General features: G+C 72.5%; 20 protein-coding genes and 1 pseudogene. 15 read left to right on the plus strand and 6 right to left on the minus strand.

Features of this window, described 5'->3' with window-relative positions:
• Nucleotides 1-78: 78 nt before the first annotated feature.
• Nucleotides 79-1477: pseudogene (locus E0H26_RS30580) on the minus strand (molybdopterin oxidoreductase family protein); the annotation flags it as partial.
• 237 nt (nt 1478-1714) lie between these two features.
• On the opposite strand from E0H26_RS30580, the gene E0H26_RS11090 reads away from it, so the two are divergent.
• The 7 genes from E0H26_RS11090 (at nt 1715) to glmM (ending at nt 8431) form a co-directional block, all read left to right on the plus strand.
• Nucleotides 1715-2440 (plus strand): class I SAM-dependent methyltransferase, encoded by a 726-nt coding sequence (locus E0H26_RS11090; protein WP_240742110.1) that lies wholly within the window; start codon nt 1715-1717, stop codon nt 2438-2440.
• A 1322-nt stretch (nt 2441-3762) separates the two neighbouring features.
• Nucleotides 3763-4020, plus strand: a complete 258-nt coding sequence (locus E0H26_RS11095; RefSeq protein ID WP_131303513.1) for a DUF6364 family protein — start codon at nt 3763-3765, stop codon at nt 4018-4020.
• Complete coding sequence (locus E0H26_RS11100; RefSeq protein ID WP_206025023.1) at nt 3998-4303, plus strand: type II toxin-antitoxin system PemK/MazF family toxin; 306 nt, start codon at nt 3998-4000, stop codon at nt 4301-4303. The genes E0H26_RS11095 and E0H26_RS11100 overlap by 23 nt, the downstream gene beginning before the upstream one ends.
• 133 nt (nt 4304-4436) lie before the next feature.
• Entirely contained in the window at nt 4437-5804 is a 1368-nt protein-coding gene (locus E0H26_RS11105; protein ID WP_131303515.1) for a NarK family nitrate/nitrite MFS transporter, read from the plus strand.
• A gap of 208 nt (nt 5805-6012) precedes the next feature.
• Nucleotides 6013-6456, plus strand: coding sequence for a 50S ribosomal protein L13 (rplM, locus tag E0H26_RS11110; protein WP_131303516.1), 444 nt, complete (start codon nt 6013-6015; stop codon nt 6454-6456).
• Nucleotides 6457-6476: 20 nt separating this feature from the next.
• On the plus strand, nt 6477-6941 hold the full coding sequence (rpsI, locus tag E0H26_RS11115) for a 30S ribosomal protein S9 (RefSeq protein WP_131303517.1): 465 nt from the start codon (nt 6477-6479) through the stop codon (nt 6939-6941).
• Nucleotides 6942-7078: 137 nt separating this feature from the next.
• The gene (gene glmM, locus E0H26_RS11120) at nt 7079-8431 is read left to right on the plus strand and encodes a phosphoglucosamine mutase (RefSeq protein WP_131303518.1); all 1353 of its coding nucleotides are present in this window, start codon (nt 7079-7081) and stop codon (nt 8429-8431) included.
• 70 nt (nt 8432-8501) lie between these two features.
• Here the strand turns inward: glmM and E0H26_RS11125 are convergent, their stop codons facing one another.
• Together E0H26_RS11125 and E0H26_RS11130 are read right to left on the minus strand one after the other, a co-directional pair.
• Nucleotides 8502-9602 carry a threonine aldolase family protein gene (locus E0H26_RS11125; RefSeq protein WP_131303519.1) on the minus strand — a complete coding sequence of 367 codons (1101 nt, stop codon included), beginning with the start codon at nt 9600-9602 and terminating at the stop codon, nt 8502-8504.
• Complete coding sequence (locus E0H26_RS11130) at nt 9599-10792, minus strand: pyridoxal phosphate-dependent aminotransferase (protein ID WP_131303520.1); 1194 nt, start codon at nt 10790-10792, stop codon at nt 9599-9601. The genes E0H26_RS11125 and E0H26_RS11130 overlap by 4 nt, the downstream gene beginning before the upstream one ends.
• Before the next feature lie 157 nt (nt 10793-10949).
• Between E0H26_RS11130 and glmS the strand changes: the two genes are divergently transcribed.
• Nucleotides 10950-12863, plus strand: coding sequence for a glutamine--fructose-6-phosphate transaminase (isomerizing) (glmS, locus tag E0H26_RS11135; protein ID WP_131303521.1), 1914 nt, complete (start codon nt 10950-10952; stop codon nt 12861-12863).
• 7 nt (nt 12864-12870) lie between these two features.
• Here glmS and E0H26_RS11140 read toward each other — a convergent pair whose 3' ends face one another.
• Nucleotides 12871-14478: an alpha/beta hydrolase gene (locus E0H26_RS11140; RefSeq protein ID WP_131303522.1), complete on the minus strand. Its 1608-nt coding sequence runs from the start codon at nt 14476-14478 to the stop codon at nt 12871-12873.
• A complete protein-coding gene (locus E0H26_RS11145) occupies nt 14475-14771 on the minus strand; it encodes a hypothetical protein (RefSeq protein ID WP_131303523.1) in 297 nt (98 codons plus the stop codon). Before E0H26_RS11145 ends, E0H26_RS11140 begins: the two co-directional genes overlap by 4 nt.
• A gap of 282 nt (nt 14772-15053) precedes the next feature.
• On the opposite strand from E0H26_RS11145, the gene E0H26_RS11150 reads away from it, so the two are divergent.
• From E0H26_RS11150 to ung, 5 genes are all read left to right on the plus strand, one after another.
• The gene (locus tag E0H26_RS11150) at nt 15054-16523 is read left to right on the plus strand and encodes an NAD(P)H-hydrate dehydratase (RefSeq protein WP_131303524.1); all 1470 of its coding nucleotides are present in this window, start codon (nt 15054-15056) and stop codon (nt 16521-16523) included.
• Between the two features lie 93 nt (nt 16524-16616).
• Complete coding sequence (gene alr / locus E0H26_RS11155) at nt 16617-17735, plus strand: alanine racemase (protein WP_131303525.1); 1119 nt, start codon at nt 16617-16619, stop codon at nt 17733-17735.
• Nucleotides 17732-18838, plus strand: a complete 1107-nt coding sequence (locus E0H26_RS11160; protein WP_131303526.1) for an alpha/beta fold hydrolase — start codon at nt 17732-17734, stop codon at nt 18836-18838. Before alr ends, E0H26_RS11160 begins: the two co-directional genes overlap by 4 nt.
• On the plus strand, nt 18835-19314 hold the full coding sequence (gene tsaE, locus E0H26_RS11165; RefSeq protein WP_131303527.1) for a tRNA (adenosine(37)-N6)-threonylcarbamoyltransferase complex ATPase subunit type 1 TsaE: 480 nt from the start codon (nt 18835-18837) through the stop codon (nt 19312-19314). The genes E0H26_RS11160 and tsaE overlap by 4 nt, the downstream gene beginning before the upstream one ends.
• 60 nt (nt 19315-19374) lie before the next feature.
• Nucleotides 19375-20076 (plus strand): uracil-DNA glycosylase, encoded by a 702-nt coding sequence (gene ung, locus E0H26_RS11170; RefSeq protein WP_131303528.1) that lies wholly within the window; start codon nt 19375-19377, stop codon nt 20074-20076.
• A gap of 4 nt (nt 20077-20080) precedes the next feature.
• Here ung and E0H26_RS29245 read toward each other — a convergent pair whose 3' ends face one another.
• Complete coding sequence (locus E0H26_RS29245; RefSeq protein WP_165521816.1) at nt 20081-20254, minus strand: hypothetical protein; 174 nt, start codon at nt 20252-20254, stop codon at nt 20081-20083.
• A 1-nt stretch (nt 20255) separates the two neighbouring features.
• Between E0H26_RS29245 and tsaB the strand changes: the two genes are divergently transcribed.
• On the plus strand, nt 20256-20933 hold the full coding sequence (gene tsaB, locus E0H26_RS11175) for a tRNA (adenosine(37)-N6)-threonylcarbamoyltransferase complex dimerization subunit type 1 TsaB (protein WP_131303529.1): 678 nt from the start codon (nt 20256-20258) through the stop codon (nt 20931-20933).
• Complete coding sequence (gene rimI / locus E0H26_RS11180) at nt 20930-21382, plus strand: ribosomal protein S18-alanine N-acetyltransferase (RefSeq protein WP_206025025.1); 453 nt, start codon at nt 20930-20932, stop codon at nt 21380-21382. The genes tsaB and rimI overlap by 4 nt, the downstream gene beginning before the upstream one ends.

Below are 21382 nucleotides of genomic sequence, written 5' to 3' on the forward strand. Positions count from 1 at the left end.
CGTCCGCATCGGGCGTTAACAGGGGGCCCTTCCTATGCACCAGGCGATAAGAAGGTGCCCTTCCTTTCAACAAGGTGGAGAGGTTGGTGAGGATGGTGAGGTCGGTGCGGACGCCGGCCGGGGGTGGGCGCAGGGCGCGGCGGCGCAGCACCCGTCCCTCCAGGTTGGTCATCGTGCCGTCCTCCTCGGCCCACTGCGCGGTGGGCAGCACCACGTCGGCCAGGGCCGCTGTCTCGGAGAGCAGGAAGTCGGCGACGACGAGCAGTTCCAGGTCGCGCAGTCGGCTCTCGATCCGGGCCGCGCGGGGCGCGGAGACCACCGGGTTGGAGCCGAAGACCAGCAGCGCGCGGGGCCCGTCGGCGGTGCCCAGCGAGTCGAGCAACTGGTACGCCGGCACGCCCGGACCGGGTAGCTCGTCGGCGGGTACGCCCCACACCTGCGCGACGTGGGCGCGGGCCACCGGATCGTCGATCTTGCGGTATCCGGGGAGCTGGTCGGCCTTCTGCCCGTGCTCTCGGCCACCCTGCCCGTTGCCCTGACCGGTCAGGCAGCCGTACCCGGAGCCGGGCCGCCCGGGCAGGCCGAGCGCGAGCGCGAGGTTGACGAAGGCGGTGACGGTGTCGACGCCCTTGGCGTGCTGTTCCGCGCCGCGTGCGGTGAGGATGATCGCCCGTTCGGCGGTGCCGAGGGCGCGGGCGGTCGCTTCCAGGTCGGCCACCGGCACCCCGGAGAGCGCCTCGGCGCGGGCCGGCCACCAACCCGCCACGGTACGGCGCACGTCGGTGAAGCCGGTGGTGCGGGTGGTGACGTACTCCCCGTCGACGTAGCCCTCGGTCAGGGCGATGTGCAGCAGCGCGTTCGCCACCGCCAGGTCGGTGCCGGGCAGCGGTTGCAGGTGCAGGTCGGCCTGCCGGGCGGTGGCGGTGGCCCGGGGGTCGACCACGATCAGTTTGCCGCCGCGCTGCCGCTGCTCGGTCAGCCAGCGCACCAGCGGTGGCATGGTTTCCGCCGGATTCGCGCCGACCAGCAGCAGGGTGTCCGCCTGCCCGAGATCGGACAGCGGAAACGGCAGTCCCCGGTCGACGCCGAAGGCGCGCATGCCGGCCGCGGCGGCCGACGACATGCAGAACCGTCCGTTGTAGTCGATGTGCCGGGTACCCAGCGTCACCCGCGCGAACTTGCCGAGCGCGTACGCCTTCTCGTTGGTGAGCCCGCCGCCACCGAAGACGGCGACCGCGTCGCGGCCGTGCCGCTGCTGAATGTCGCGGAGTCCGGTGGCGATGCGGTCCAGGGCGGCGTCCCAGCTGGCCGGGCGTAGTTCACCGCTGGCCGGGTCGCGCACCAGCGGGGTGGTCAGCCGGTCCGGGTGGGTCAGCAACTCGGCCGAGGTCCAGCCCTTCTGGCACAGGCCGCCTCGGTTGGTGGGGAACTGCCGGGGCAGCACCGAGACGTTGCCGTCCTCCTCGCGCAGGGTCATCCCGCACTGGAGAGCGCAGTACGGGCAGTGCGTCGCCACCTCCCGGGGCGTGCGCCCCGGTCGTGTCGCCGACCGTGCACCGTCTGTCATGTCGGCAAAGCGTGCCGTTGGGCAGTTTCCGGTCCGCGTCCCGTTTGTTTCGGTCCTGTCAAGAGCCGCTCACACCGCACGGCGGCAGCGCGCCGGATCGCGTGGTCTACGATGTGGAACAGTCTTCCCGTTCTCTGGGAAGCGGGGATGGGGGTCGACATGGACGTGGCCCGGGTGTTCGACGCGGCGGCCGGCAGCTACGACCCCGCGCGCCGTCGGCTGGTGCCCTGCTTCGACGGGTTCTACGCAACGGCCGTCGAGGTGGCCGAGCCGACCCTGCGTGCCGCGCTCGCCGCCGGGCGTACGCCCGAGGTGCTGGACCTCGGGGCCGGCACCGGCCTGCTGTCGTCACTGGTCGCCGCCGCCGTGCCCGAGGCCCGGCTGACCCTGGTCGACGCCGCGCCGAAGATGCTGGCGGTCGCCGCCGAGCGACTCACCGCACGCGACGTGCCGCACCGGGTGGTCGTCGCCGACCTGGCCGACCCGCTGCCCGCCGGGCGCTACGACGCCGTGGTCAGCGCGCTGGCCATCCACCACCTGGACGACGCCGGCAAGCGGGACCTCTACCGGCGGGTGGCCGGCGTTCTCGTGCCGGGCGGGGTCTTCGTCAACGCCGAGCAGGTCGCCGGCCCGACCCCCGAACTGGACCGCCGCTACCACCAGGTCTGGCTGCGGCAGATCACCGCGCTCGGCTCGGACGCCGCCGAGATCGCCGCCGCCGAACAACGGATGGCGTACGACCGCCCCGCGCCGGTGGGCGAGCAGTGTCGCTGGCTGACCGAGGCCGGCCTGACGGACGTGGACTGCTTCTTCAAGGCGTGGCGCTTCGCCGTCTTCGGCGGCCGTGCTCCTGACCGGCCCGACCCGGCTTAGAGCGACCGGCAATAGGCCGACACGTCCTGATAGCCAGCCCGCCACCCAGGGCGGGGAAGATCTTGGTACGAATCTGCCCCTTGAGGGGCGCCCTCGTACCAAGATCTCGGATGCCTTGGCGTGGCAGCGAGCCTGCCAGATGGTTGCCTGCGGTCAGTGACGGGCCCCTGGGCATGTGCCGCGTCCGCCTCCGGCCGCTCGACCTCCCGCTGCGTCACCACCACCAATTGCCGGCCGCTCTTAGCTGGTCACTGCGGGCTCCGCGCCCCATCGCGGTCCATCTGACGCAGCGCTGTTCGCCTGACGCAGCGCTGTTCGGCTGATGCGGGCTGCTCGTCTGATGCGCGGCGTTGTTCGTCTGTCACGGGGCTGCTGTCACGGGGCTGCTCGTGTGATGCGGCGTTGTTGGTCTGAGATGGCGCTGCTGTGCGACGCGCGGCGCTGTTCGACTGACGGTGCACTGCTCGTCCGCTGGGGCGCTGTTCGACTGCGGCGCGCTGCTCGTCCGCTGCGGCGCTGTTCGGTGGGGCAACTGCTGGCAGCGCGGTCAGTCCCTTCGCCGCCTTGCCCGGCGCCCCCTGCTCTGTAGTGGGCGCTGTCGAGCTGAACCGTTCGGGCTCTCGGCGGGTACGGCGTTAGGCGTTGGAGGTTGCCGTTTGCCGCTGGGGCGCTGTTCGGTGGGGCAACTGCCGGCGGCGCGGTCAGTCCCTTCGCCGCCTGCCCGGCGCGCCCCACCCTGTCGTGGGTCCTGTCGAGCTGAACCGTTCGTGGTCTCGGCGGGCGCGGCGGTGGACGTGGCCGTTTCCTCGGGCCGAGCGGTAGCGAGATGAGAACCACAGCCGCCACCCGGTGAGGCGGTCGGGCCGTGGGGGAACTGGGTGTGCGGGGATCTTGCCCCGGGTCGGCAGGTCGCCTGCGGGGCCCGAGCTTTCGAGCGGCTGGCGATCCGTCTGCGCCATCAGCTCGACAGGGCCGGCAGGAGACGATCGCGGTACCGGCTGCGGTGCCGGTTGCGGACCTGCTAGCCGGGCTGGGAGCAGGAGCGGCACCGGTTGCGGAGGGGAAGACGACCCGCGACCCGGACCTGCTAGCCGGGGCACGCGGCCGTGGTGGACGGTGACCTGCGTCCGTTGGCTGGAGGCAGGTCGCGGTACTGGCTGTGGACCTGTTAGGGCTGGAGGCAGGTCGCGGTGCCGGTTCGGACGCGCTGGTTGGGCTGGGGGCCAGCGGGGTGGGGCCGCGCGAGCTAACCAAGGCTGGTCGGCGGAATTGTGGTACGCATTGGATGACTGGTGGTCATACCAGCGGGTAATCTGATCGGCATGACAGCCAAGGTGACCCTGTCGTTCTCCGAGGACACGATCGCGGACGCCCGACGGTTCGCCAAGCGCGAGGGGCTTTCGCTGTCGGCCTGGATGGATCAGGCGGCACGGGAGAAGGCGCTACGCGAGGTCTTCGCGGCGCATGCCGCTGCGGTGGGCCGGGCCGGGCTGGATCTGGAGTCCGCCTCGCTGGCCGACGCGCAGGAGGTGGGCATGGTCGACGATCTGCTCTTCGGTGGTCGCCCGCGTGCTGCGTAGGGGCGAGGTCTGGCGGATCGAGGGGGCTCGGGAGCGGCTCGGGCTGGTGATCAGTTCCGATGTCTACAACTCCACTGCCGTACCCATCGTGATCGTCGCCGAGGTGGTCGAGGCGGCGCTGCTGCGTGACTCGCCGCTGGCGGTGCCGATGGGCGGCTGGGTGGTGATGCCCGACCGGATCTCGTCGCCGATGAAGAAGTGGTTCACCGAGTGCGTGGACGTGGCCGACGCCGACACCATGCGCCACATCGACCGGGCGCTGCGCATCCTCCAGCAACTCTGACCGGGCGCGGTCCTCACCGCCGTTGACCCGGCGCGGTCCTCACCGCGATCGCCGGCCGGTGGTGCGCGTCCCGTTGCGGGGCCGACCCGAAGGACGAACGTCGCGGTAACTGTCGATTTCTAGCTTCTGCGCCATGACCACCACGAGCGCGCAACCCGAGGTTATCGAAGAGGAGAGCCTGGACCGCCGGCCCGGCCGCTGGATCGGGCACTGGACGCCGGAGGATCCGGGGTTCTGGCGTACGACCGGCAGCCGGATCGCCCGGCGCAACCTCATCTGGTCGATCTTCGCCGAGCACATCGGTTTCTCGGTGTGGCTGCTGTGGAGCATCGTCGTCGTCCGGCTCGGTGACGCCGGCTGGCAGTTGACCACCAGCCAGGCGCTCTGGCTGGCCGCCGTACCGAGCGGGGTCGGGGCGCTGCTGCGGCTGCCGTACACCTTTGCCGTGCCGGTGTTCGGCGGCCGGAACTGGACGATCATCTCCGCGCTGCTGCTGATCGTGCCCTGCGCGGGCCTGGCCTGGGCGGTCGAGCGCCCGGAGATCGGCTACCCGGTGCTGTTGCTGATCGCCGGCACCGCCGGGCTGGGCGGCGGCAACTTCGCCTCCAGCATGGCGAACATCTCCTTCTTCTACCCGGAGCGGGAGAAGGGTTGGGCGCTGGGCCTCAACGCGGCCGGTGGCAACATCGGCGTGGCGGTGGTGCAGTTCCTGGTGCCGCAGGTGATCGTGCTCGGCGGCGGGCTCGCGTTGGCCCGGGCCGGCCTGATGTACATCCCGCTCGCGGTGATCGCCGCGGTCTGCGCGTACCTGTTCATGGACAACCTGGTGGAGGCCAGGGCCGACGTGGGGCCGGTCTGGTCGTCGCTGCGGCACCGGGACACCTGGATCATGTCCCTGCTGTACATCGGCACCTTCGGCTCGTTCATCGGTTACTCGGCGGCCTTCCCGACCCTGCTGACCTCGGTGTTCGGCCGGCCGGACGTGGCGTTGGCCTGGGCGTTCCTCGGCGCGGCGGTGGGCTCGCTCTGCCGCCCGTTCGGTGGCCGGCTCTCCGACGTGGTGGGCGGTGCCCGGGTGACGGTGGCCAGTTTCGTGCTGATGGCCGTCGGTGCCCTGGCCGCACTCTGGTCGGTCGAGCAGCGCAGCATGGGCGTGTTCTTCGCGGCCTTCCTGCTGCTCTTCGTGGCCACCGGCGTTGGCAACGGCTCGACCTACCGGATGATCAGCAGGATCTTCCAGGTCAAGGGGGAGGATCTGGGTGGTGCGCCGGAGGTGATGCTGGCGATGCGCCGGCAGGCCGCCGGTGCGTTGGGCATCATCTCGGCAGTCGGTGCCCTCGGCGGATTCCTGGTGCCGATCTGTTACGCCTGGGCCAGGTCCACCTACGGTGGGATCCAGCCGGCGCTGCGCTTCTACGTGGCGTTCTTCCTGGTGCTGCTCGTGGTCACCTGGGCGGCGTACCTGCGACCCGGGTCCCGGATGGCGCGGGCAAGGGTGTGAGCGAGGTCATCTCCGCCCTTCCGGCGCGCCTGCCGGACCCCGTTTTGACCGGCCGCCGGGGCTGCGGGTATCGTTGCCTGCTGTTGTACGACATCTGTGGGCGTGCCGCCTGAGGTACGCTTGGTCGTTCGTGCGCGCTGGTCCGGGCCGGGAGTTTCTGGTCACCTCGGCGCGCGACCCCAGACCGACGACGAGACAAGGTAGACCTGTGCGTACGTACAGCCCGAAGCCGGGTGAGATCGAGCGTCAGTGGCACGTCATCGACGCCTCTGATGTCGTGCTGGGCCGCCTGGCCACCCACGCCGCCACGCTGCTGCGGGGCAAGCACAAGCCGACTTTCGCGCCGCACGTCGACACGGGCGACTTCGTCGTCATCGTGAACGCGGGCAAGGTTGCGCTGACCGGCAACAAGCGCCAGCAGAAGATCGCTTACCGGCACTCCGGTTACCCGGGTGGCCTCAAGCAGGTCGGCTACGAGGAGCTGCTGACCAAGCGCCCCGAGCGGGCCATCGAGCTGGCTGTCAAGGGAATGCTCCCGCACAACAAGCTCGGCCGTCAGCTGATCAAGAAGCTGAAGGTCTACGCCGGTGCAGAGCACCCGCACGGCGCGCAGCAGCCGATGCCGTTCGAGATCAAGCAGATCGCGCAGTGAGCGCGGGCGAAGGAATCAGCATGACCGACATCACCGCCACCGAGGTTGCCCCCGAGGCCACCGAGGCGCCGGCGCCCGTCGCCCGCGCGCCTCGTGGTGACCGCCCGATCCAGACCGTGGGTCGGCGCAAGGAGGCCATCGTCCGGGTCCGCATCGTGCCGGGCTCCGGCAAGATCACCTGCAACGGCCGGGACCTTGAGGCCTACTTCCCGAGCAAGGTGCACCAGCAGCTGATCAAGGACCCGCTGGTCACCGCCGAGAAGGCCGAGACGTTCGACGTCATCGCCAACCTGCGTGGCGGCGGCACCACCGGCCAGGCCGGTGCGCTGCGGCTGGCCATCGCCCGGGCGCTGATCGTCAGCGAGCCGGACGACCGCCCGGCCCTGAAGAAGGCCGGCTTCCTGACCCGGGACGCTCGGGTCAAGGAAAGCAAGAAGTACGGCCTCAAGAAGGCCCGTAAGGCTCCTCAGTACTCGAAGCGCTGACCTCCAGCCGCACCTTGTACTTCTGACGGACGGCCGGTCCGCCTCCCCCTCGACGCGGGAGGTGGGCCGGCCGTTTCGCTCTCTCCACCAGAGGGAAATTTCTCCTGCATCGGCAGTTTCATCGGAGGTTGGCGGGTATGGGCCGGTTGTTCGGCACGGACGGCGTACGCGGACGGGCAAACGTCGATCTCACCCCGGAGTTGGCGCTTGCGGTGGCCGTGGCGGCCGCACACACCCTCGCCGAGTCGGACCGCAGTCATGCCCCGCTGGCCGTGGTCGGGCGGGACACCCGGGCCAGCGGCGAGATGCTGGAGGCGGCGGTGGTGGCCGGGCTGACCAGCGCCGGTGCGACGGTCGTCCGGGTCGGTGTGCTGCCCACCCCGGCCGTGGCGTTCCTCACCGCAGAGGCCAAGGCGGACCTCGGGGTGATGCTCTCGGCCTCGCACAACCCGATGCCGGACAACGGGATCAAGCTCTTCGCCGCTGGTGGGCACAAGCTGCCCGACGAGATCGAGATGCGGATCGAGGCGGCCATCGAGGCCAACGCCACCACCGCCTGGAAGCGGCCGGTCGGCGCGGGGGTGGGCCGGGTACACGACCTGCTCGACGGCGCCGACCACTACGTGCAGCACCTCGTCGGCACCGTGCCGCACCGCCTCGACGGGATCAAGGTCGTGGTCGACTGCGCCAACGGCGCCGCCGCCGAGGTCGCCCCGGCGGCATACCGGGAGGCCGGCGCCGAGGTCGTCGCGATCTACGCCGAGCCGGACGGGCTCAACATCAACGACGAGTGCGGGTCGAACCACATCGCCGCCCTGCGCGAGGCCGTCGTGGAGCACGGCGCGCACCTCGGCATCGCGCACGACGGCGACGCCGACCGTTGCGTCGCCGTGACCGCCGACGGCGACGAGGTCGACGGCGACCAGGTGATGGCGATCCTGGCCCTGGCCATGCGGGAGGCCGGCACGCTCACCGGGGACACCCTGGTGGCCACCGTGATGAGCAACCTCGGCCTGCGCCTGGCCATGTCCGCCGAGGGCATCCGACTGGTCGAGACCAAGGTCGGCGACCGGTACGTGCTGGAGGAGTTGCGCGCCTCCGGGCTGGCCCTGGGCGGCGAGCAGAGCGGGCACATCGTGATGCCGGCGTACGCCACCACCGGCGACGGGGTGCTGACCGGGCTGCACCTGATGGCCCGGATGGCGGCGACCGGCCGTACGCTGGCGGACCTCGCGGCGGTGGTGACCAAGCTGCCGCAGGTGCTGATCAACGTGCCGGTCGGGGACCGTACCGTCGGTGCCGCCGCGCCGGCCGTCCGCGCCGAGGTGGAACGCGCCGAGGCCGAGCTGGGTGAGACCGGACGGGTGCTGCTGCGTCCCTCGGGCACCGAGCCGCTGGTGCGGGTGATGGTCGAGGCGGCCACCGAGGCGACCGCGCGGGAGGTCGCCGAGCGGATCGCCGAACAGGTCCGCACCGCCAGCCCCGCCTGACGGCGGGGTAAGGAAGGGCCCCCTGTTAACGCCTGGCGTATAGCAGGGGCCCCTTGTTAACAACGCCTGCCTAGAGGCGGCTCAGAAATCGGCTGCCCAGCTCGGTGACCTGTTCGGCGGGCAGCTCAAGGGCGGGTCCGGCGACGGTGATCTCGGTGTAGGCGAGGCCCGGCAGTTCGGTGGGAGTCCAGCCGCCGGCGAACCAGACCTTCTCCTCCTCGGCGAGCGCGAGGTTCGCGTCGTTCAGCGTGTCCGCCGGGTGCGGCAGCCAGAGCCGGAACTGGTGGGTGTGCGGCGGATCGGGAAAGACCTGGGCGCCGGGTAGGGCGCTCAGGGCCTGCGCCACCGTCCGCGCGTGGGCGACGTAGCCGGCCAGCCGGGGCAGCTCGCGGTCCAGTCCGTGCAGGGCGGCCAGGGCGGCCGGCCACTGCTGGAACAGGTTGCCGCCGTAACGGTGCCGCCAGGCACGGGCGTAGCGGGCCAGGTCGAAGTTGCCGGCCAACGCCGCACCGGAGATGCCGCCGAGGGACTTGTAGAACGAGACGTACGTGCTGTCCGCCAGCGCGGCGATCTCGGCCGTCGAGTGTCCCAGGTGGACGGTGGACTCCCAGATCCGGGCGCCGTCAAAGTGCACGCGGGCACCCAGATCCCGGGCCGCGTCGACCGTGGCGACCAACTCGTCCCAGGTCGGCAGGACGAAGCCGGCGTCGCGCAGCGGCAGTTCGAGCAGCAGCGTACCGATCGGCTCGTCGAGGCCGGCCACTTCGGTGGCGGTCGGGTTGCGCGGCGCGGTCGTGGTGCGGACCGCGCGCAGACCGCCGAGCACGGCGTACGCGTCCCGCTCGTGCACCAGCGGATGGCTCAACGGGTGCAGGCCGACGCCGGGCCGCCCGGTCAGCTCCGCGCCGTAGCGCATGGCCACCTGCTGGGCCATCGTTCCGGTGGGAAAGAAGACCGCGTCCTGCGTGCCGAGCAGCTCGGCCACCCGGCTCTCCAGCGCCGTCACCGCTCCGCCGGTGCCGTAGAAGTCGGGCTGTAGGTCGTCGTCGACGAGCGTCCGGATGGCGTCGAGTTGCTCGGCGACCGAGAGCGGCCGGGCGCCGGAGAGCACGGTGTGGCAATCCCGCAGGGCCGCTTGGCGGCGGGCCCGCTTCGCCTGTTCGTCGGTCATCGGTCCCACTTGGCGGCGCGCAGTCGGGACGCCGCCTCGGTGAGCACGTCGGGGCGTTTGCAGAAGGCGAACCGGACCAGCCGCCGGCCGGCCTCGGCGTCGTCGTAGAAGACCTGGGTCGGTACGGCCACCACGCCGCAGCGTTCGGGCAGCGCCCGGCAGAACTCGACGCCGTCGGTGCCGCCGAGCGGGGTGATGTCGGCGGTGACGAAGTACGTCCCCTCCGGGGTGAGCACCTCGAAACCGGCGTCGGTGAGCCCGCCGATCAGCTGGTCCCGGCGGGCCTGCAGGCCGGCCCGGAACTCGTCGAAGTATGCGTCGGACAGGGCGAGCGCCACCGCGACCGCCGGTTGCAGCGGCGCGGCGTTGACGAAGGTGAGGAACTGCTTGACGCGCAGCAGCGCCGACACCAGCTCCGCCGGGCCGCTCGCCCAGCCCACCTTCCAGCCGGTGCAGGAGAAGGTCTTGCCGGCCGAGGAGATGCGCAAGGTGCGCTCGCGCATGCCGGGCAGCGTCGCCAGCGGGACGTGCCGGCTCGCGGCGTCGGTGAAGACCAGGTGTTCGTACACCTCGTCGGTGACCGCGTACGCGCCGTGCTGCTGGCAGAGTTCCGCGACCAGGGCCAGTTCGGTCGGGGTGAACACCTTGCCGGTCGGGTTGTGCGGGGAGTTCAGCAGCACCAACCGGGTACGCGGACCGAACGCCGCGCGCAGCGCGGCCGGGTCGAAGGCGTACCGCCCATCGGGGCCAGGACGCAGGGTGACCGGTCGCCGCACCGCGCCGGCCAGGGCGATCGAGGCGGCGTACGAGTCGTAGTACGGCTCGAAGCAGACCACCTCGTCGCCGGGCTCGCAGAGGGCGAGGATCGCGGCGGCCACCGCCTCGGTCGCCCCGGCGGTGATCACCACCTCGCCGTTCGGGTCGTACTCCAGGCCCCAGAAGCGGCGCTGGTGTGCCGCCACCGCCGTGCGCAGCTCGGGGATGCCCGGACCCGGCGGGTACTGGTTGCGGCCGGCGCGCAGCGCCTCGGCCGCGGCGGCGAGCATCTCGGGCGGGCCGTCGGTGTCCGGAAAGCCCTGCCCGAGGTTCACCGCACCGGTTCGCACGGCAAGGGCGGACATCTCGGCGAAGATCGTCGTCCCGAACGGGCGCATCCGGCTCACCAGTGGGTCGACATCGGTGCTCGTCACGCCCGTCAGGGTACGGGTGCGAGCCATCGCAACGCCCGCCCCCGGCTGCGTGCTTTGTGAGCCCGATCACCGGACAGTGCCGAAACGCGCATATTCAGTGATTGTTTACCTGGCTTTCGCGCAGACATCCTGAGCGGACCTGGTTAGGCTGCCATCCATGTGTGGAATCGTGGGTTACGCCGGTGGCCGACCGGCGCTCGGCATCGTGCTCGACGGCTTGCGGCGGCTGGAATACCGCGGCTACGACTCGGCCGGCGTCGCCATTGCCTGCGACGGGGAACTGCTGACCGAGAAGAAGGCCGGCAAGCTGGCCAACCTGGAGAAGGTGCTCTCCGAGCGGGCCGCCGAGGACCCGGCCGGCTGCGGAGCCAGCCCGATCGGCATCGGCGACGGCACCACCGGCATCGGCCACACCCGCTGGGCCACCCACGGCGGCCCCACCGACCGCAACGCCCACCCGCACCTGTCCCCGGACGGTCGGGTCGCGGTGATCCACAACGGCATCATCGAGAACTTCGCCAAGCTCCGCGCCGAGCTGGAGGACGACGGAGTCACCTTCGCCAGCGACACCGACACCGAGTGCGCCGCACACCTGCTCGCCAAGGCGCTGGCCGAGCTGCGGGCGGCCGGCCAGTCGGACGGGCCGCGGCTGCTCGCCGCCGCCATGCAGGTGGTCTGCCAGCGGCTGGAAGGCGCCTTCACGCTGCTCGCCGTGGACGCCGCGGTGCCCGGCGCGGTGGTCGGCGCCCGCCGCAACTCGCCCCTGGTGGTCGGCCGGGGCGACGGGGAGAACTACCTGGCCAGCGACGTGGCCGCGTTCATCGAGCACACCCGCGAGGCGGTCGAGCTGGGCCAGGACCAGATCGTCCTGATCACCGCCGACACCATCGAGATCACCGACTTCGCCGGCCAGCCCGCCAGCGGCAAGGACTTCCACATCGACTGGGACTCCTCCGCCGCCGAGAAGGGCGGCTACGACTGGTTCATGCTCAAGGAGATCGAGGAGCAGCCGCAGGCGGTCGCCGACACGCTGCTCGGCCGGCTGACCGAATCCGGCGAGATCATGCTCGACGAGGTCCGGCTCAGCGACCAGGACCTGCGCGACGTCGACAAGATCTTCATCGTCGCCTGCGGCACCGCGTACCACTCGGGGCTGGTCGCCAAGTACGCCATCGAGCACTGGACCCGGATCCCCTGCGAGGTGGAACTGGCCAGCGAGTTCCGCTACCGCGACCCGGTGCTCGACCGGTCCACCCTGATCGTGGTGATCTCGCAGTCCGGCGAGACGATGGACACCCTGATGGCACTGCGGCACGCCAAGGAGCAGAAGGCCCGGGTGCTGGCCATCTGCAACACCAACGGCTCCACCATCCCCCGCGAGTCCGACGCGGTGCTCTACACCCACGGCGGTCCGGAGATCGCCGTCGCCTCCACCAAGGCGTTCCTCACCCAACTCGTCGCCTGCTACCTGATCGGCCTGCACCTGGCGCAGGTGCGCGGCATCAAGTTCGCCGACGAGGTGGCGGCCGTGGTCGAGCAACTGCACCAGGTGCCGGACAAGCTGCGTGAGCTGCTGGGCCGCATCGAGCCGGTGCGTGAGCTGGCCCGCGAGCTGCGCTCCGAGCCGACGGTGTTGTTCATCGGCCGGCACGTCGGCTACCCGGTGGCGCTGGAGGGCGCGCTCAAGCTGAAGGAACTGGCGTACATGCACGCCGAGGGTTTCGCCGCGGGCGAGCTGAAGCACGGCCCGATCGCCCTGATCGACCAGGGCACCCCGGTCATCTGCGTGGTGCCCTCGCCGGTCGGCCGCGGCCTGCTGCACGACAAGGTCGTCTCCAACATCCAGGAGGTACGCGCCCGGGGCGCCCGCACCATCGTGATCGCCGAGGAGGGCGACGAGGCGGTCGTCCGCTACGCCGATCACCTGATCTACGTGCCGCGTACCCCGACGCTGCTCGCCCCGCTGGTGACGACCGTGCCGTTGCAGGTCTTCGCCGCCGAGATCGCCGCCGCCCGGGGGCACGACGTGGACCAGCCGCGTAACCTCGCCAAGTCGGTCACCGTCGAGTAGCCGCACGTCACTGCCCGACCACGATCCGGGCCATGCCGTCCAGTGCCGGGTTGGCCGGATGCCAGTAGCCGGTGTGGCCGTACCGGCCGCTGGGGAAGGTCCGGCCACCGAAGGACGGGTCGGTCGGGTCACGTCCGAACCAGCGTTCGTCGTCGCTGCCGGCCAGCATCCCGGCGATCGTGGCGAGCGGGGAGACGCTGAGCACCGCCTGCCGGGCCAACTCGTCCGGCGGGCGGGTCAGTCGGATCACGTCGTCCGGTGCGCTGCTGGCCCACACCTGGCCGGCTGGTACGCCCAGCTCGGCGGCGTGCCCCACGCCGACCCCGGGCGAGCCGACGAAGACCAGCGCGTCCGCGGCGAGCCCGTGATCCCGGGCGGCGCTGCCCACCACCAGCGACCCGTAGCTGTGCCCGAGGACGGTCTGCCGGGCGGGCGCCCCGTCATGGGTGGTCCGCAGCCCTTCCTGGAACCGGTGCAGCGCGTCACCGGCCGCGCGGGCCTGCCCGTCCCGGGCCGCCTCGTGGAGGAAATCCGGGGCGTCGTAGTCCAGCCAGAGCACCGCGGAGGTCTCCTGCCCGGGTGCCAGTTCGGCACAACGGGACAGCACCCGGGCGGCGCGACCCAGCTCGTCGGTGGCGCCGTCCAGCCCGGCGGTCATGCCCGGCACATGCGTCAGGATGCCGGCAGCGCGATCCGGGTTGCCCAGCGCGACCACCGTCCGCCCCTCACCGCCGACCTCCAGCCCGAGCAGGTACGCGCGGGGCAGCTCCGGCGACGCCAGCCGGTCCGCGAGCGCGTCCAGCCCGGTCAACGCGGCGTCGACGGCGCGTAGCCCGAGCAGTTCGGCCGGCCCGCGCGGCACCCGGCCCAGCAACTGCCCCCAGCGTTCCAGCAACGCCGCGCGTCGCGCCCCCAGCAGTAACCGGTTGGCCTGGTCGCGGGCGGCGGCCGGGATGCCGTCCAGCCGACCGATCAGCTCGGGCTCGTGTCCCACCAGCCAGCGCCGTTCGGCCGCGCTGAGCCCCGCCCACCAGCGGTTGACCAGGGCGGGATCGGTGTGCGGCGCGGGCCGTCCCGGTGGTGGTCGGGTCACCCAGCCGGATTCGGCGCCCGCCGACAGTCGGTCGAGACGGTCGGCAGCCTCCCGGTCCGCCGCGCTGGCCAGGTCGAGCGCGTCCCGGATGGCCGCTGCCACCGGAACCACCGTCGGACCGGCTCGGTGGATCGGCACCCGGTCCGGATCGGGGCTGGTCCGGCCCCATCGGTCGATCAGCACCCCGGCGGTGGCCGCCAGCGTCACGGCCGCCGCCAACCGGGCCCGGGCCGCCGTCAGCCGGGCGGCGAACTCGGCCAGCACCTGGTCGACCTCGATCGCGACCGGCGCCAGCGTGCGCAGCTCGGCCCGTAGGTCGGAGAGTCGATCCTCGGCAGCGGTGGCGGCCTGCCCCGACCATCGGGAGCGCAACGCTGCCGCATCGGCCGCGAGTTCGGCGGCGCGTCGCTCGGCCAGGCCGACCAGCTGCGCCCAGGCCGTCCCGGTGGCCCGCCAGCTCGCCGGATCAGCCGTCGAGAGCTGCGCGTAGCCGACCTGGCCCGCTCGGGTCGCCCCGGTCACCGGGGCAGGGTGGACAGTCGGACGGCCACCCGGTCGTCCACCGACTCGTACGCTCGGGCGGCGGCGCGTACCGCGTCACCGGTCTGCGTCACCTGGGCGCCGAGCCGGGCCGACCAGGACTGCACGGCTGCTTCCAGCGCGCCCAGCGCGGCCCCGGCCGACCAGCCGGGTGCCGGTGGCGCGAACCCCGGCACGTCGGCCAGCCCCTGCGCCAGCCGGTGACCTTGGTCGCCCAGCGACCGTCCAACCTGGTGCAGCAACTCCGGCTGCACGGTCAACTCCTGCTCGGTCATCGCCCCTCCCACCTGCGGCACCGTCGTCCGGCACGAAGCTAGGCCCAGCCGGGCACCCGGGGCGTGCCCTGTGGACAACCGGTGAGGGGCGGACCGGTGCGTTGTCCACAGGCGTTGCCGGGGCGGCGGCGGACGCCTATCTTGTGGCCCGCCCGCCGGTAGGGTGGGCCGCGTGATCGTCGCTGTCGGTCTCGACGTGGCGTTGGCCTACCGGCTCGCCCGGGCGCTGGCCGGCACGCCATCGCTCGCCGACCGGCTTCGCTCGGAAGAACGGGGTGGCAGATGAGGCCGGTCTGGCGGGTGGCGGACGTGCGGGCGGCGGAGGCGGCACTGATGGCCGAACTCCCCCCGGGCACGCTGATGCAGCGCGCCGCCGCCGGGCTGGCCCGGCGTTGCGCACTGTTGCTCGCCGACCGGGGCGGGGTGTACGCCGCGCCGGTGCTGCTGCTCGTCGGCTCCGGCGACAACGGCGGTGACACGTTGTACGCCGGTGCCCGGCTGGCCCAGCGCGGTGCGGCCGTGTCGGCGTTGCTGCTCACCCCGGGCCGCGCGCACGCCGAGGGGTTGGCCGCGCTGCGCGCCGCCGGTGGACGCGTGGTGGACCGCCCGCCGGCCGTGGTCGACCTGGTGCTCGACGGCATCGTCGGCATCGGCGGGCACGGTGGCCTGCGGGAAACCGCCGAGCAGTTGGCGGCGAGCCTGCTGCGGCACCACGGACGCGACGGTGCCCGGGCGACGGTGGTGGCCGTGGACGTGCCCAGTGGTGTGGTGGTGGACACCGGCGCGGTGCCGCTGACCGCCTCCGGCCGGCCCAACGCGGTCCGCGCCGATGTCACGGTGGCCTTCGGCGCGCTGAAGCCGGCGCTGGCCGTCGGTCCCGCCGCCGCGCTGGCCGGGCAGGTGGAACTGGTCGACATCGGGCTTGAACCGTGCCTGCGCGGCGCTCCGGCGCTGCGGGTGGTGGAGTGGTCGGACGTGGCGCAGTGGTGGCCTCGACTCGGTGCCGCCTCGGAGAAGTACACCCGGGGCGTGGTCGGGGTGGCGACCGGTTCGGCGAGATATCCGGGGGCGGCGGTGCTCTCCGTCGGCGGCGCGCTGGCCGGACCGACCGGCCTGGTCCGCTATGCCGGGGGTGCCCGTGACGAGGTGGTGCACCAGCACCCCTCGGTGATCGCGACTTCGCGGGTGGCCGACGCCGGGCGGGTGCAGGCCTGGGTGTGCGGGTCGGGGTTGGGCACCGACGACCGGGCGGCAACGGAACTTCGTACCGTGCTGGCCGCGCCGGTGCCGGTGGTGCTGGACGCCGACGCGCTGACCCTGCTGGTCGACGGCTCCCTCGCCGACCAGTTGCGTCGGCGCGACGCCCCGATCGTGGTCACACCGCACGATCGGGAGTTCACCCGGCTCTGCGGCGAGGAGCCGGGTGGCGACCGGGTGGCCGCCACGCTCCGGCTGGCCGCCTGGATGAACGCCGTGGTGCTGCTCAAGGGGGACCGTACGGTGATCGGCACGCCGGACGGCCGGGCGTACGTCAACCCGACCGGCACCCCCGCGCTGGCCACCGGCGGGACCGGGGACGTGCTGGCCGGCCTGCTCGGTTCGCTGCTCGCGGCCGGGCTGCCGGCGGCGCGGGCCGCCGCTGCGGCGGCGTACGTGCATGGCCTGGCCGGCCGGGAGGCGGCCCGATCCGGTCCGGTCAGCGCGGCGGACGTGGCCGTCGCGTTGCGGCCCGTGCTGTCCGGGCTGCCCTGAGCACCCTCGTCCGCGCAGATCGGTGCGGCCTCGACCCGGTCGGACCTGGCCGGGGCGGCCCGCGGTGATCAGCGCGGAAAGTAGGGTGGGGGTATGTGGCAGGCCGAGGTACGCGTGGATCTTGACGCGATCCGGGAGAACGTGAGTCGGCTGCGCGCCGGTACCAGCGCCGAGCTGATGGCGGTGGTGAAGGGCGACGGCTACGGCCACGGCATGATTCCGGCGGCCCGCGCCGCGCTCGACGCCGGGGCGTCCTGGCTCGGTGTCTGCACCCTGGACGAGGCGCTGACCCTGCGCGCGGCCGGCATCGACGCCCCGGTGCTGGCCTGGCTGCTCGCCCCGGGGCTGCCGCTGGACAGCGGCGTCACGGCAGACGTGGACCTGGGCGTGGCGAGCCTGTCGCAGCTCGACGAGACGGTCGAGGCGAGCCGGCGCGCGGACCGCCCGGCCCGGCTGCACCTGAAGATCGACACCGGGTTGGCCCGGGGTGGGGCGACGGTCGCCGACTGGCCGGCCCTGCTCGACGCCGCGGCCAAGGCGCAGGCCGACGGCCTGGTCGAGGTGGTCGGCGTGTGGAGCCACTTCGTGTACGCGGACCTGCCCGGCCACCCGACCACGGACCGGCAGTTGGCCGTCTTCCACGAGGGCCTGGCCATGGTCGAGCGCGCCGGGTTGCGCCCGCGCTACCGGCACCTGGCCAACTCGGCGGCCACGCTGACCCGGCCGGACACCCACTTCGACCTGGTCCGCCCGGGGCTGGCCGTCTATGGCCTCTCCCCGGTGGCCGGTGAGACCTTCGGACTGCGCCCGGCGATGACCGCCCGGGCCCGGGTGATGTTGACCAAGCGGGTGCCGGCCGGCTCCGGCGTTTCCTACGGTCACACGTACACCACGGAGCAGGACGCGAACCTGGCAGTGGTGCCGCTCGGCTACGCCGACGGGGTGCCGCGACACGCCTCGAATGCCGGCCCGGTGCAGCTCGGCGGGCGTCGCCGGACCATCTCGGGGCGGGTCTGCATGGACCAGTTCGTGCTCGACTGCGGCGACGACCCGGTGGCCGCCGGTGACGTGGCCACCCTGTTCGGCAGCGGTGCCGACGGCGAGCCGACCGCCGACGACTGGGCCGAGGTGGCTGGCACGATCAACTACGAGATCGTCACCCGGTTCGGCAGCACCCGGGTCCCGCGCGTCTACGACGGCGATGTCCCGTGAGCAGCCGTCCGCTCATCCCTCGACCACGTACCGCGGCGGGCAAGGCCGCCGGCCTGGTGGGGGCGGCGCTCGGCGTGGCCGCCGCGGTGACCGCCGCCGGGGTCGCCACCGAACGGGCCCTGGTCCGTCGGTTGAAGGCCGACCCCAGCGATCCGTACGCGGCTGAGGTCTTCGGCCAGCAGCGGTACGACGAGGCGTACCGGCTGGAGATGCCGGACGGCACCGACATCCACGTCGAGGTGGTCGAGCCGACCCACCCGGTCGAGGGCAACCCGACCGTGCTGCTGGTGCACGGTTTCTGCCTGGACATGGGCACCTTCCACTTCCAACGCAAGCTGCTCGCCGAGCGGGGCGAGCACCGGATCGTCGCGTACGACCAGCCGGGGCACGGCCTCTCGGGTCGGCTGGAGAGCGGCGAGTACGACCTGGACACGCTCGGCCGGACGCTGCGTCGGGTGATCGACGAGGTGGCTCCGGAGGGGCCGCTGGTGCTGATCGGCCACTCGATGGGCGGCATGACCATCATGGCGCTCGCCGAGCTGTTTCCGGAGATGTTCGGTGATCGGGTGGTGGGCACCGTGCTGATGGCCACCTCGGGCGGGTTGCTGGCGGAGACCAAGTTGGTCGCGCCGGCTCTGCTCGGCCGGGTGGGCAGCCCGGTGCTCTACATGGCCGGCAACGTCACCCGCTACGGCGGCGCGGTGATCGACCGGGCTCGCAAGTCGACCACCAACGTGGCCTGGCTGCTCACCCGCAGGTACGGCTTCGGCACCCGTAAGCCGAGCCCGGCGCTGGTGTCGTACGTGGAGCAGATGAACTCGCGTACCTCCGCCGACACGGTGACCCGCTACCTGCGTACGATCGCCACCCACTCGCGATTTCCGGCGCTGGCGGCGCTGGCGGGCACGCCGGTCCTGGTGATCGTCGGGGACAAGGACATGATCACACCGGTGACCCACTCGGAGGAGATCGTCCGGCGGCTGCCGCACGCCGAGTTCGTCAAGATCCACGACAGTGGACACGTGGTGATGCTGGAGCACGCCGACGAGGTCAACGCGGCATTGATCGGGTTTCTCGGCACCTGTGGGCGGGAGCAGGCGTGATCCGGATCGTGCTGCCGGAGGCCACCGACACCCACGCCTTCGGCCGGCGGTTGGCCGGGCTGCTGCGCGCCGGGGACCTGGTGCTGCTCACCGGCCCGCTGGGCGCCGGCAAGACCGCACTGACGCAGGGGATCGGGGCCGGGCTGGGGGTGCTCGGTGACATCACCTCGCCGACGTTCGTGATCGCCCGGGTGCACCGGCCGGATCCCACCGCTGACCGGGGCGTGGCCCTGGTGCATGCCGACGCGTACCGGCTCGGTGACGCCACCGACCCCCGGGCCGAGATCGACGATCTCGACCTGGACGCCTCGGTCGACGAGTCGGTGACCGTGGTCGAGTGGGGCGCCGGGATGGTCGAGCAGTTGGCCGAGGCGCACCTGCGGATCCGGCTCGACCGGCGGGACGACGACACCCGGATCGCCGAGTTGGAGCCGGTCGGTGGCGACTGGGCGCAGCGGCTGACCGCCCTGGGCTGAGGGCTGTCGTACCCACTGCCTACAGTGCCCGGGACACATCTGATCGGTGAAAGGCCGCTGATGCCCGACGACGTTGCCACCCTGGATCTGTTGGCGCTGCTACCGGAGGAGTGGCGGGTGGTGCTCGCCCCGCATCTCGACCCGGCCCGCACGGCCGCACTGGGCGAGTTCGTCACCCAGGAGTACGCCACCGGCACGGTCTTCCCGCCGGTCGAGGACCTCTTCTCGGCCTACCGGCTGTGCGCGCCGTCGGCCTGCCGGGTGCTGATCCTCGGCCAGGATCCCTACCACCGCGCCGGCCAGGCCCACGGGCTGAGTTTCAGCGTGCGCGAAGGGGTGTCCGTGCCGCCGTCGCTACGCAACGTCTTCAAGGAGTTGGGCGAGGACCTGGGCGTGCCCAAGCCGCGCAGCGGCAACCTGGACGGCTGGGCGGCGCAGGGCGTGCTGCTGCTCAACTCGGTGCTGACCGTGCGGCAGGGCAGCCCCGGCTCGCACGCCAACCGTGGCTGGGAGGAGTTCACCGACGCCACCATCCACGCCCTCGACGCCCAGGAGTCCCCGGTGGTGTTCCTGCTCTGGGGCGGCTACGCGCGCAAGAAGGCGGCGTTGATCAGCAACCCGCAGCACGTCGTGCTGGAAGCGGGGCACCCGAGCCCGATGAACCCGCGCGGCTTCCTCGGCAGCCGGCCGTTCAGCGCCGCCAACAAGGCGCTCGCCGACGCCGGTCGGCCCACCATCGACTGGGAACGATCGGCCGGCTGAGCGGTCAGCCGGTCGCACGGCTGCGGTAGCGGCGCAGCAACTCGGCTGCGCCCGGCTCGGTCGACTCCACCCGCACCAGCGGCACCACCCGGTAGCTGTACCCACCGTCGCCGACCTCGATCGACTCGGGTGGGCGGGCGTGACGCGGCACGGGAGGGGTGCGGCTAGGCTGGCTCATTGTGCTCGTACTGGTGGTGGACAGCTCGACCCCGGCGGTGACCGCGGCGCTCGTCGAGGTCACCGCGAGTGGCGTGGTGACCCGGGCGCACCGGTGCACGGTCGATGCCCGGGCGCACGGCGAGCTGCTCGCGCCACAGGTGGACGCGGTCCTCGCCGACGTCGGTGCCCGGCCGACCGACCTGGGCGCGATCGTCGCCGGCCTCGGCCCCGGCCCGTTCACCGGGCTGCGGGTGGGGCTGGTCACCGCCGCCACCATGGGCCAGGTGCTCGACATTCCGGCGTACGGCGTCTGCTCACTCGACGCCATCGGCTACCCGGCGGCGGCCGGCGAGCCGGTGCTGGCGGCGAGCGACGCGCGGCGCCGGGAGGTCTACTGGGCGATCTACGACGGCGCGGGTCAGCGCCTCGTCGGGCCGGAGGTCGGCACGCCGCTGGTCGCCGCCGAGCGGGCCCGGGCGCTGTCGGTGACCGTCGCGGTCGGCGACGGCGCGCACCGGTACGCCGACACCCTGGGGCTGCCCCTGCGGCCCGAGCCGCGATACCCGGACGCGAACGCGCTCGCCACCCTGGCCGCCGAGCGGATCCGGGCCGGTGCCCCCGGTGACCCGCTGACCCCGCTCTACCTGCGCCGTCCGGACGCCGTGGCGGCGACCGCGCGGAAGCCGGTCCTGCCGTGAGCGCGGTGCGCCTCGCCCCGTTCCGTTGGTGGCACATCGACGAGGTGCTGGCCATCGAGGCGGATCTCTTCGGCGCCGAGCAGTGGTCCGCCGCGATGTTCTGGAACGAACTGGCCAATCGGCACTTCTACCGGATCGCGACCGACGACGACGGCCTGGTGCTCGGCTACGCGGGGCTCGCCGTCGCGTCGCCGGACGAGGCGTGGGTGCAGAACATCGCGGTGCGCCGGGACGCGCAGCGCCGGGGGATCGGGCGGCTCCTGCTGGAGGCGCTGCTCGCCGAGGCCGGGCAGCGCAGCGTACGGGCCGTGCTGTTGGAGGTCGCCGCGGACAACGCGCCGGCCCAGCGGCTCTACGCCGGCTACGGGTTCGAACCGATCGGCGTGCGCCGGGGCTACTACCAACCGAGCAACACCGACGCGCTGGTGATGCAGCGCATCCAGGACTGA

The sequence above is a fragment of the Micromonospora zingiberis genome, assembly GCF_004331455.1.
GTDB classification, from domain to species: domain Bacteria; phylum Actinomycetota; class Actinomycetes; order Mycobacteriales; family Micromonosporaceae; genus Micromonospora; species Micromonospora zingiberis.